Raw genomic sequence first — 11,462 nt, forward strand, 5'->3', positions numbered from 1 at the left:
GCCGGCTGCGGTATCGGACTCAATATCCGGAAGTTCAAAGGCGAGCATCATCGCCATATGAACTGGGAGCAAGATACCGACTGCCCACCAAAGGGCGACACTGGCCGGTGCTTGCTGAACAGCCCACCCAATGACAGGAACCGCGACGACCACCACCAACGAAGTCGCCAGTTCACCCCAACCCGTCCCTAGCAGACGAATCGGAGGCATCGAACGCCCTCCCATTGAGGCATCTTTGTCGAAGTGACGCTTTCCGTGGATGCCGTCTGCGCCATGACGGTTCTCCCAGCCCGGCCCTATGGAAAAGGTCTCGGCACCCGGGTTCGGCGAGGTGCGCGTTTCTGCTCGGTACTGGTGATCGGGGTAGGGCTCCCGGGTCAGGCTGGCGACCGCCGGGCCTGCACCACGGAGGTGACGATGGTCACGATCGTCAGCGGGATGACGAACCAGAGCATCACTCGGGAGAATGGGCTGAGGGCGTCGTGCTCGGTGGCGGCCAGGATCAGGTAGGCGGTATACGCGACGTAGTACCCGACGAAGACCGTCCCCTCCCAGCGGGCTATCAGGTGCCCGGTGAGAAAGATGGGAAGACAGGCCACTATCACCGCCAGCATCACCGGCAGGTCGAAGACGATCGCCCCCTCGGCTACCTGGACCCCGTCAGGAGCCGCGACGGCGCTGGCGCCGAGCACCCCCAAAATGTTGAACACGTTCGACCCCACCACGTTTCCCACCGCGATGTCCCGCTCACCGCGAACTGCGGCGAGGACCGATGTGGCAACCTCGGGAAGTGAGGTTCCGGCCGCGACCAGGGTGAGGCCGATCACCAGGTCGCTCACCCCCAACTGTTCGGCGAAGGCGACGGCGGCGTCAAGTAACAGGTTCGACCCGACCACCAGCATCCCCAGACCGACCAGGATCAGGACCCCATTGACCAGGGAACCGGGCCGGGTCTCGGAGTACTCGGCTTCGAAGTCGGCGGTCCCTTCGGTCGTCTCGCGCCGGCTCTTGCGGACCAGGACCACCAGGTAGACGATCAGGAGCCCGAACAAGACGATGCCGTCGAAACGCCCGAGCCGCCCGTCGAGGCAGAGGACGACCAGCAGCACCGAGGCACCGACCATGACCGGGACGTCGAAACGCACCAGCTGCGATTTCACGACCAACGGCACGATCAACGCCGACACGCCCAGTATGAACAGGACATTGAAGATGTTGGAACCGATCACGTTGCCGAGGGCGATGTCGGCATCGCCTCCCAGCGCCGAGCCGAGGCTCACCGCAAACTCAGGGGAGCTGGTACCGAACGCCACCACGGTCAACCCCACCACGAGCGGCGAGATCCCGAACGACACGGCCAGCCGCGAGGCACCTCTCACCAGCAGCTCGGCGCCTACCACCAGCAGGGCAAGGCCGCCGAGGAACGACAAAAGCTGGGTCACGTCCATCAACGAAACCGACCTATATCTGACATGAGTACCTCCACACAACTCCAGAATCGGAGCCGGAGGTCTCTCTCACCCGCTTCGGGCGGCGCCACCGGGGTTTCCCCGTGTTGTCGGCAGCGCCTGCCGAGATACTCCCCTCAGGCAGTTGGGCATGCTAGCGGGGCTCAGCGACCCGTCCACCATTGACGTGAGCCACTTCGACAGCACCAGGCGCGAGGACCTTGCCGGATGGATTTGAGCGGGACCTTACCGACCACCATGAACGCCGTTTCGCGACGCCTATCAGGTGTGCCAGCAGTCTTGCGACGTATCAGCCGAGTAGCCACTGCACGACTGAAAGCAAACCGCACCCGCTGGAGGAGATACAAGTCGCACCCACTGGCGAAGATCCTCGACTCAACACCTGACTCAGCTTGGACCCGCAACATCCGAACGACGTTGGAGGTCAACGCCCGTACCGACAGCCCAGGCCATGGGGAGCGACGCAGATCACCCACCACCCGGAACGTTATCGAGCGCACCCAAGCGAGAGATAACCGGCATTCTGCGCTACCTCAGACTTCTCCGGTGTCGGTTCAGAAACGGCCGGGGCAGATCAACTCCACCCATATCGCTCGTTCGAGGTGGGTCGCTTTCGGAAGTGCCATGGGTCACCTGGTGCCAAGGTGTCCGCGTAATCGTCACGCTTTCGTCCAGGGGATCCGTCTTTCCTGGGTGGACGCTATTCGCACAAAGCGCTGCCATGGCGGTGATGCTTATAGACAGCAGCGCAGCCCCGCCGATGACGCCTCGGATGCGATCCGACACCTGCCGGTACTGGGTGAGGAGTTCGCGCTGCCGGGCGTCCGTTCCGGGTAGCACCGGCCGCGTCCGCTGTGCGGCCGATCGCGCCCGTTCAGCCCAGGACAACACCTTTGACGGCTTCCCGTCCTCTAGGGCCAACCGGGGCCCGAGCAGGGCAGCCTCGACACCCAGGCCAGCGGAGGCGGCGCGCACGTCTGCCGCCCCGAATGCCGCCCTGTGTGCGTCGGCCCGGCGCATTGCGGCAAGCAACACCGACTCGGCACCCGCCACTGCTCAGTGTACGACGCGTCAGGTTCGCATCGACGCTACTCAGGCCGGCGCGGTTTGCCCCCTAGTCGCTGGGACTATCTGGTCGTATGATCGGACTACGGCAATCGGGGATATCAAATGGAAGGCGACCGTCCGGCCGCCGACTCTTCGTCGGTGGGGAAACGTTTGGCTTCGTTCGTCGAGCGACACTCCGAAGTTTCGATACTCGCGGCGGTGGTGGCCACCGCTCTGTTGGCGGTGCCGTTCCTGACTATGGCCCCGGACGAGACCGCCTCCCAGGACCCGCGCGGAGAGGTGCTCTCGGCCCAGGATCTAGTCAACGACCGGTTCGCCTCGAATGTCTACGGGGCCGGTTTCATAGTGGAAGCCCGGGACGGCAACGTTTTGACCCGTGAGCCTCTGCTGGAGTTGCTGGACAATGCCGCCGCGCTGCGCGCCGACCCTGATGTAGGGCCGAAACTCTTGTCCTACTACGACCCCGACCTGGACGCGCAGATCGATGGGATCTACAGCCTCGCCGACGCCGTCGATGCCCTGCTGCGCACCCAGGGTCGGAGCGGACTCGCCGCCGCCGCGGATGCCGAGGTCGCAGAGGCTATCGACCTGCTGGTCGACTTGCACGGCAGGAACTTCTTGGGTCTGTCGGTGGCGGCCGACAACAGCACCGGACGGTGGATGTCACCGGCGATCTTGACCTCGGTAGTAGCCGACAACGAAGCCCTAGGCGGAGGCGGACAGGAGATCAGGCTGGGCGGGGACACCGACAAGGAGGAGTTCGCCCGCAATCTGCAGACCCTCCTGCGCGGCGACGAAGTGCACAATCAGGTGTGGGGCATAGCCATCGACGTCAACCTGACCAGCGGCGAGCAGGGAGCAGCGGCGGGGCCTTTCATCGGTTTCACGATCCTGGCGGTGCTGCTGGTGGTGGGGGCTGTGTTCCGCTCCTACTGGGCAGTGGCGATCTGCGGTGCGGCGCTGGCGGCTCTGATCATCTGGTTGAAGGGCCTGTCGAACCTGATCGGCCTCAAGTCGGACCTGACGCTCGACCTCATCGTGCCGATCGCCATGATCTCTTTCGGGATCGACTTCGCCTTCCACGCCATCGGCCGCTACCGGGAAGAGCGTTCCACCGGCCACGCTCCCCGTCCGGCGCTGGCGCTTGGGTTGGGAGCCGTGGTGGGTGCCCTCACGCTGGCCCTGGCGAGCGACTCGGCGGCCTTCCTCTCCAACGTGACCTCACCCCTCGAGTCGATCATCCAGTTCGGCATCGCCACGGCCCTCGCCCTGACCGGAGCGTTCGTGGTGCTGGGCCTCATCACCCCACTGGTGTTGGCACGTGTGGAAGACAGGGTGGTCCCCCGACCTCCGACCCGGATGGGACGCTTCCTGGGAGCCAACGCCATCGGCCTGGCGGCCTCCGGTGCCATGGCGGTAGTGCTGTTCATGGTGTTCCTGTCGCCACCCGTCGGCGTTGCCATGCTGGCCGTGTACCTGGTCGCCTTCCTGCTGGTGCCATATCTGATCGAAAGCCGCAAGACCGCCACCGAGGAAACCGCAGCAGCGACACAAAGCGTGGCCGGGTCCGGTTCGCCCCAGATCGGCCGGGCCATTGTGGGCGTAGCATTGCGCCGAGCCGTTCTCCTTCCCGTCATCTTGGGCTTCACCGGCGTGGCCGTCTACTACGCCCTCCAGATCGAAGCGAGGTTCGACGTGGTCGACTTCTTTGCCTCCGACACCGACTTCGTCGTCAGCCTCGACAAGCTCGACGAGCATGGAGGTGAACAGGCGGGCGAACCGGCGGTCATCTACATCGAGGGCAACCTCAACGACCCGGCCTCGATCGCTGCCCTCGGCACCTTCGTGGCCGCGGTGGCAGGACTCGACGAGCCTTCACTGGCGAAAGCCGTCGACGGCGACACCGACGTGCGGGGAGGGATTCTCCCCGTGCTCGAAGATGTTATGGAGAACCCGTTCGCCATCGGAGCGATCCAGGCGGCCACCGGCGTTCAGGTGACCGACGAAGACGGGGACGGCTACCCGGACACGGCCGAGCAGCTGGCTGCCGTCACCGGATTCACCCGGCTGGCCGGGATCCCCCTCGACCAGGGCCGCCTGGCCGCCACTCCCGATGCGGTGCGCACGAGCGTGTGGCAGGACAAAGAGGGGACCCTGCAGGCGACCGTCCTCCAAATCGGCCTCGTAGGGAGCCGCTCGCAGGAGAACATCACCCGAGCCAGAGACACCCTGGAACCCCTGATCTCGGACCTGGAGACGGAACTGCGGTCCGTCGATCCCGACGCCGACGTCACCCTGACCGGCAGTCCGATCACCCGCGATGAACAGCTGAGGGCCATCCTTCGTTCACTGATGATCGCCCTGCCCATCTCGGTGGTTCTGTGTCTGCTCGTGGCGGCCTTGTTCATGCGCTCCCTCCGCTACGCGTTGGTGAGCATCGTCCCGATCCTGCTGGTGGTGGCCTGGCTGTACGGTTTCATGTTCCTGGCCGGCTACGGGGTCAACGTGGTGACCGCCACCATCGGGGCGATTTCGATCGGGATCGGGATCGACTTCGCCATCCACTTCACCATGCGCTACCGGCAGGAGATGGCGACGGCCCGGACACGGCTCGAGGCGCTGGAGGCCGCCGGGACCGGCACCGGTGGAGCGCTGGCGGCGTCGGCGGCGTCGTCGATCATCGGTTTCGCCATCCTCGCCCTGGCGCCTATGCCGATGTTCGCCTCGTACGGGCTACTGACGGCGGTGATGATCGCCATGGCGCTGGCGGCTTCGCTGCTGGTGCTGCCCTCGCTGTTGATGCTGGTCACCCGCGACCCGGGAACCGCCTAGACCGCCCCGCCTTGCGTAGTGGCGATTTACTCGGAGATTCTCGAATGGCCACGGGATGGGATCCTGACAGCGCAACTCGAGGCACCCACCACGCCAATCGACGAAGTGCCCTGGATCGGCACCTCCGCGTTCGCTGCGTTCCGATTGCGCTGGCCACTCTGGGACCAATCGCATCCACACTGTTTGACCTCTGCCCGACGCCGCAGCGATGGCGGCGATCACCGCCCCGATTTCGTCACCATTGCCGGCGTAGCGGACCCCGCCCCCATCTACAGAGGAGTGCATAACACCGGGCTAATAGGTGATCTCGCCGACTCCATTCCGAGCCGATCCGGCAATATGCGCCCCCCGGCTAGACGCTTTCTCCACGAAGCGTCTACCTGGATTTCAACCTTTGTGCCAGGTCGATCAGTAGCTCGAGGTCCTGTTCGGAGAGCTCGTCGAGCAGTCCGATCAGCCGGCGTCGTTGGTCGGACGGACGATCGAAGTTGGCCGGCGCTGCCCTCATTGCCGATACCCGTTCACTGAAACCCATTTCGGGGGATCTTTGCTGAGGGGACAACAGCATCGTCTGCCCTTGGCGGCGTTCGGTCAGGTTGTCGGCGGCGGCGTGGATCTGGTGGGGTCGGAGACCGAGCGCTTCGGCCAACACGACCAGCACCGACGATGAGGGCGGTTTGTTGCCGTTCTCGATCTCGGCCAGATAGGAGTAGGAGATGCCGGCCCGGTCGGCCAGTTCCTTGCGTTCCACACCCTGTTCGGTGCGCAACAGTTTGATCGCCCGGCCGACCGCTTCTGAATAGCGGCGGCGGTTGCGGGACGGCTTGGCGGGTATCTCCATCAGCTCACACTACCCCAAACCTACTCCGTAGGAGTAGATTCTACGCTATTAGTGTGATATCATCACTGTCAGCGTCGCTCCCGGCGCAGGGTCCGCTCAGCCACAAGGAGGCAGTCATGTCCGCACCATCCCAGTCGCCGATTCACATCTCTGTCGTCCTCGACCGTTCCGGGTCGATGGCGTCCATCGCCGACGACATCGTTGGAGGTTTCAACGAGTACCTGGCCGAACAGAGACAAGTGGAAGGCAGGGTCCGGGTGACCCTGGCCCAGTTCGACTCCCAGGACCCCTTCGAAGTGCTCATCAGCGGGGTCGACCTCCGCGAGGTGACCGACCTCGACCGCTCCGAATACCGACCCCGGGGTTCCACTCCCCTCTTCGACGCCATCGGGCGGATGATCGCCAAGATCGACGCCGACTCCGCCGCCTACTCCGAGGTTGGCGCACCCGAAGAAGATCAGGTGGTGTTGATCGTCACCGACGGATACGAGAACGCCTCCCGGGAATACTCCCGGCAGATGATCTTCGACCTGATCGAAACCCGCCGCAGCCGCGGCTGGGTGTTCGTGTTCCTGGGAGCCAACCAGGACGCCTACGCCGAAGGCCGCACCATGGCCTTCTCACAAGCCAACTCTGGTGACTGGGCTGCGTCGCCCGAAGGGTCGAAGCAGATGTGGAAGGACCTCTCCTACTCGACCTCGGCGCACCGGGCCAAAGACAAGGCACGCAGAGCAATGGACGAAGCAGAGTTCCTCAAACGGCGCCGGGGCAACTGAGAGGGACGTGCTGCTGCGTAGATACGCAGTGTGGGGGCCCGCACGGGCCCCCACCGATCCTGTTCACTATCGGGCCTGCAGCTACGGTGTCGTAGTCGGATGTACCTTCAGGTTTCCGCCGGTGACTGTGCCACCTCCGGTGAAGCTCCCACAGCACGGGCGTTATCTTCAGTAATAGAGAAGAAACCCCGCATAACTAATCCGCCGGTCAGATTATGCGAAGAGGCTCCAGCTTCCTGGGATTTGCCGAAAGGCCCTTCCGAGAAGAAATGTCACACCTACCCCTTACTTTGTAGGAGTGAGCGGGAATCGGATCGATCAACCGGGGGCACCTTTGATGGTGTTGACCGGTCCGACGGAGTGTGGAGGACGGCTATGAGTGAGTGGGACAGGTCGGTCGAGTGTCCGGCGTGTGGAGGCAACCGTGTGGTGGAACAGATATACGGGCTGCCGGGCCCGGAGCTGTGGGAAGCGTCGGAAGCGGGCACCGTGACTCTTGGAGGTTGCGTGGTGGGGTTGGACGACCCGCCGCTCGGTTGTGCAGGATGCGGGGCCGGCGTGTGGCCGGACGGTCGTTTCCGACGGGCGGCGGGCGGGCATACCGTGCAAACTCTCACCCTGTCGGTCGGCGACGGCCCGGTCCGGAGCCGGCTCGAGGCCAGCGTCGACCCGTTCGGTGACCTGGTAATCACCGGGGAGAACAGCGGACCCGCAGTGGCGGCCCTGCTCGGCGAACCGACGGTGCGGTTCACCCTTTCGGTGGAACGCTCTTTCGTCGAGACGGTGGGAACCGCTCTTGTCGAGGAACTGATGCCGGACCTCGGTGAGGCGCTGGACTGGATGGACCGGCACCGGGTCGCCTACACGCTGTACCGGAGGCCGACCGGCGGAACCGTACACGGGATGCCGATGCCGGAAACGGCACTGGAACTCCCCGCCGAGGAACATCCCAAGCTCGTGTTGCTACTCCTCCGGGAGGCGTTCCGGTCCGGAGCAGTCACCACCGAAGCCCGGCTCCAGTCGCTGCTCGAACACTACGGCATCCCCGTCCGTTTCGAACTCGGCGCCAAACCCTAAACACCCAACGCGAAACAACATCGCAGCTCGCTCAGGCGACCGGCGAGTCCAGGAACCGGCCGGACCAGGGCGGGAACTGTTACAAGGACACGACCACCGACACAAGGCCAGTTAGGAGACAAATGAACAACACCAGAGCAGCAATCGCGACTGCACAGCTCATCAAGACCATCTCCATCGGAATCCGCCACCTGTCCAACGCCGTGGCGGTGCTAGCCGCCCACGCCGACGAAGAAACCAAAGCTGCGGTCCAGGCCATCTTCCAGAACATGACCGTCGAAACCCAGAAACTCAAGGCCACAATGGAAAAGCCGGTCGAGGAAACCCCCATCGACGAAGACAACCTCCACGCCGGGTTCTACCTGTAGCCCACCCGGGGAGAACACACGGATCAATCGGCCATCCATCAGCATCGCCTTCTTGTTGAGCCTTATCCACCAGGTAGACGCTTTTCGGTCGGATCGTCAACCCGGGAGTGACGCTCCTCCGCAAAGGCGAAGGTCACATTGTTGATCCCGATCCCTTAATGCTGTATAGTGTGCTGTATGTCAGCAACTCGTACCCAGGTTTATCTGACCGATGAACAGCGTAAACAAATCGACGCCCTCGCTGAAGCCAAAGGCGTAACGATGGCCGAGATCATCCGCCGCGCCCTCGACGTCTACCTCGAGGGCGAGCATCCCGATCCGGCAATGGCGCTTGCGGCAACTTTCGGAGCAGCACACGACGCCACCGTGCCTAGCCGAGATGAATGGGACCGTGGCTGACATACTCGTCGATACCGACGTCTTCATCGATCACCTCAGAGGCGCCCACCTACTCTCACCCGGCAAACACCGGTTGTACTACTCGGTAATCACCCGAGCTGAACTCTTCGCAGGTAATACCGCTTCGGACCTTGTGAGCACACTCTTGGCACCGTTTCGCGAGATTCCTGTTGAACGCGCAGTGGCAGAACGAGCCGGACGTATTCGCCGAGAGAGCGGCATTCGGCTCCCCGACGCCCTCATCGCTGCAACCGCAATCGAAAACGGGCTAGGCCTCGCTACTCGCAATCAAAGCGACTTCGATCGGGTTCGGAGTCTGCGCCTCCGCAATCTGAGCTAGCCACTCGCGGAAGTGCCGATCTACTCGGTTAGGCGACCGTTCGATCGGCTGCGGGTCTCGCAAACGGTCACGTCCGCCCCGGCCTGAGGTCTAGCGGGGGCTGCAGAGTTGTGGCCCCCGAACCTCGCCTACCCCGGCGGACGCTTTTCCCCAGAGGCGTCTTTCTCGGAGTCACGCTTTGCCATAGAGGCGTCTTTTTCGAAGTGACGCTTTCTGGGGAATCCGCCTCCCCCAGGTAGACGCTATTCCTGGCAGGGCTTCTACTGGCATGTCGGCTGTATCGCCACCCGGTGACGTTCGCTCCTGCAGGCCCCCGAGGTGGGCTTTTCGACAACGGAGCGGGGCGGGTCGGGGCGCACGGAGCACGTTGTAGCCGGCGACCCACTCGAGATTCTGCAGCATCTTGCGGGACCCGGCCGAGCCGGAGTCTCACCCGACCACCGACATGCCGTCCTCTTCGTCCTCGCAGTCGATGACCAGCATCTCGACCTAAACCCTGGTCACGAAGGCTCCCCAGTGGCCTCGATGGCGTGCTCATCGGACCATTGAACCCGGCTCAACTGGGTCGCTGGGAGCTACTGCTCGCGTAGCCAGGTGACGGCCGCAACGACTCTTCTGTGGTAGTCATCTCCTGGAAGCAGATCGAGTTTCTGGAATATCGACCGGGTGTGGGTCTCAACAGTCTTGGCGCTCATGAAGAGCGCTTCTGCGATTCCCTGGTTGGTACGTCCCTCGGCCATCGCAGCAAGGACCTCACGTTCACGCTTGGTCAGTGAGTCGAGGGGAGACGATTGACGGCGTCGACCGAGGAGCCGTGCCACCAGGTTGGAGTCCACGACCGTCTCGCCCTCGCAGATTCTGCGTATTGCGTCGAGAATCTCCCCGGGATCGGTCACACGGTCTTTGAGCAGGTAACCGACCCTCCCGCGCGTGTCACGAAGTAACTCGACGGCATACTCGGTTTCGACGTGTTGGGACAGGACGAGGACGCCGACGGCGGGAAATGCTGAGCGGATCTCGACTGCAGCTTGGATTCCTTCGGTGGTGTGGGTGGGAGGCATACGGATGTCAACGATCGCCACGTCCGGCTGATCTGCTCTGATCCTGCGGATGAGCGCTTCGGCGTCGCCGACCGCGGCGGTGATCTCGACCCCGCCATCCTCGAGCAGCCTGGCCAAGCCCTGCCTGAAAAGCACCGAATCTTCAGCGAGCATCACTCGCATGGCAGTTTCGCTCTCAGCGTCGTTCCCTCACCGAGTGGGCTGCTGACCTGCATCTGTCCCCCGACCGCCTCGACTCGATCCTGTAGACCCTGAAGCCCGGTGCCGCCGTTCATTTCGGCGCCCCCGTCTCCATCGTCGGATACCTCGACATGCAGCCACCCATCCATGCAGAACGCTGCGATCCTGACAGATGTCGCCCTGGCATGTCGAGCCGCGTTGGTCAGAGCCTCAGCCACCAGGAAATACGCAGCCGCCTCAACGGCGGGACGAAACCGGTCCGGTTCAACGTCGACATGCACTGGGACCGGTGAGCGCTCGGCGAGTGTTTCGATGGCGGGCGCCAGGCCCCTATCGGTGAGGATTGGCGGATGCACTCCACGTGCGAGATCACGCAGGCTGTCTACCGTCGACCGAAGATCCTCGATCGCCTCATCGAGAAGTCTCCCCATCTCACCGTCCGCCTTGCCGCGTATTGAGCCGAGACGCGCTCCCAATGCCAGCAGACCCTGCTGGGCACCATCGTGCAGATCCCGTTCGATACGCCGCCGCTCATCCATGGCGGCCTCGGCAATCCGCTCCCTCGAGCGCTCCACTTCGAGCAGATGCCGTCGCAGTTCAGCGCGAAGGCCCTCATTGCGCACCGCCAAGGTCGCGGCGGCCGAGACGGAAGCTGCCAGGGTCTCATCGACCGCCGGGTCGTAGACAATTGCGCCAATGTCAGTCCCATCGCCGGCCCGGATCACCGCCTGTGATCTGTCCGCGCCGACATGAATCGTCCTACCTCGAGTATCGATGAGGCCGTCACCGCGCTCGCTCAAGAACACGAGACGCGCCGTCGGATCCCCCATCGCCTCACCGATCCTTGCCTCCAACTCGGTGGAAGTGATTGCGTCCTCCAAAGCCAGAGCCAGATCTCCCACCCTTGCCTGATCGAGTCGGGACCGCACGATGCCGACGACGAGGGCTGCCGGGAAGGCAATCAGCGCCAGGCGTTCGATCATCAGCACTGCCTTGCCTCCGGATTCCCCGAAGCCGACGAGGGGTTCCAGGAACGCCAGCACCAGAGCCA

General features: G+C 63.7%; 10 protein-coding genes. 5 read left to right on the top strand and 5 right to left on the bottom strand.

From position 1 onward, the window contains the following. Positions 1 to 210: hypothetical protein (locus VLT15_07455; GenBank protein ID HSR45050.1), on the bottom strand; the 210-nt coding region annotated here is incomplete at its 3' end. Positions 211 to 377: 167 nt separating this feature from the next. Beyond that, entirely contained in the window at positions 378 to 1,448 is a 1,071-nt protein-coding gene (locus VLT15_07460; protein HSR45051.1) for a calcium/sodium antiporter, read from the bottom strand. A 1,191-nt stretch (positions 1,449 to 2,639) separates the two neighbouring features. On the opposite strand from VLT15_07460, the gene VLT15_07465 reads away from it, so the two are divergent. Then, positions 2,640 to 5,369 (top strand): MMPL family transporter, encoded by a 2,730-nt coding sequence (locus VLT15_07465; GenBank protein ID HSR45052.1) that lies wholly within the window; start codon positions 2,640 to 2,642, stop codon positions 5,367 to 5,369. Between the two features lie 376 nt (positions 5,370 to 5,745). Here VLT15_07465 and VLT15_07470 read toward each other — a convergent pair whose 3' ends face one another. Further along, entirely contained in the window at positions 5,746 to 6,210 is a 465-nt protein-coding gene (locus VLT15_07470; GenBank protein ID HSR45053.1) for a helix-turn-helix domain-containing protein, read from the bottom strand. Positions 6,211 to 6,326: 116 nt separating this feature from the next. Here VLT15_07470 and VLT15_07475 point away from each other — a divergent pair, with 116 nt between their 5' ends. The 4 genes from VLT15_07475 (at position 6,327) to VLT15_07490 (ending at position 8,830) form a co-directional block, all read left to right on the top strand. After that, the gene (locus tag VLT15_07475) at positions 6,327 to 6,986 is read left to right on the top strand and encodes a vWA domain-containing protein (GenBank protein ID HSR45054.1); all 660 of its coding nucleotides are present in this window, start codon (positions 6,327 to 6,329) and stop codon (positions 6,984 to 6,986) included. A gap of 375 nt (positions 6,987 to 7,361) precedes the next feature. Beyond that, a complete protein-coding gene (locus VLT15_07480) occupies positions 7,362 to 8,063 on the top strand; it encodes a hypothetical protein (protein ID HSR45055.1) in 702 nt (233 codons plus the stop codon). 122 nt (positions 8,064 to 8,185) lie between these two features. After that, positions 8,186 to 8,431 (top strand): hypothetical protein, encoded by a 246-nt coding sequence (locus tag VLT15_07485; GenBank protein ID HSR45056.1) that lies wholly within the window; start codon positions 8,186 to 8,188, stop codon positions 8,429 to 8,431. A gap of 177 nt (positions 8,432 to 8,608) precedes the next feature. After that, positions 8,609 to 8,830 carry a CopG family transcriptional regulator gene (locus VLT15_07490; GenBank protein ID HSR45057.1) on the top strand — a complete coding sequence of 74 codons (222 nt, stop codon included), beginning with the start codon at positions 8,609 to 8,611 and terminating at the stop codon, positions 8,828 to 8,830. A 915-nt stretch (positions 8,831 to 9,745) separates the two neighbouring features. Here the strand turns inward: VLT15_07490 and VLT15_07495 are convergent. Next, entirely contained in the window at positions 9,746 to 10,393 is a 648-nt protein-coding gene (locus VLT15_07495) for a response regulator transcription factor (protein HSR45058.1), read from the bottom strand. Further along, positions 10,384 to 11,462: sensor histidine kinase (locus VLT15_07500; protein HSR45059.1), on the bottom strand; the 1,079-nt coding region annotated here is incomplete at its 5' end. The genes VLT15_07495 and VLT15_07500, both read right to left, overlap by 10 nt.

The sequence above is a fragment of the Acidimicrobiia bacterium genome (assembly GCA_035471805.1).
Classification (GTDB): Bacteria; Actinomycetota; Acidimicrobiia; order Spongiisociales; family JAHEDJ01; genus JAHEDJ01.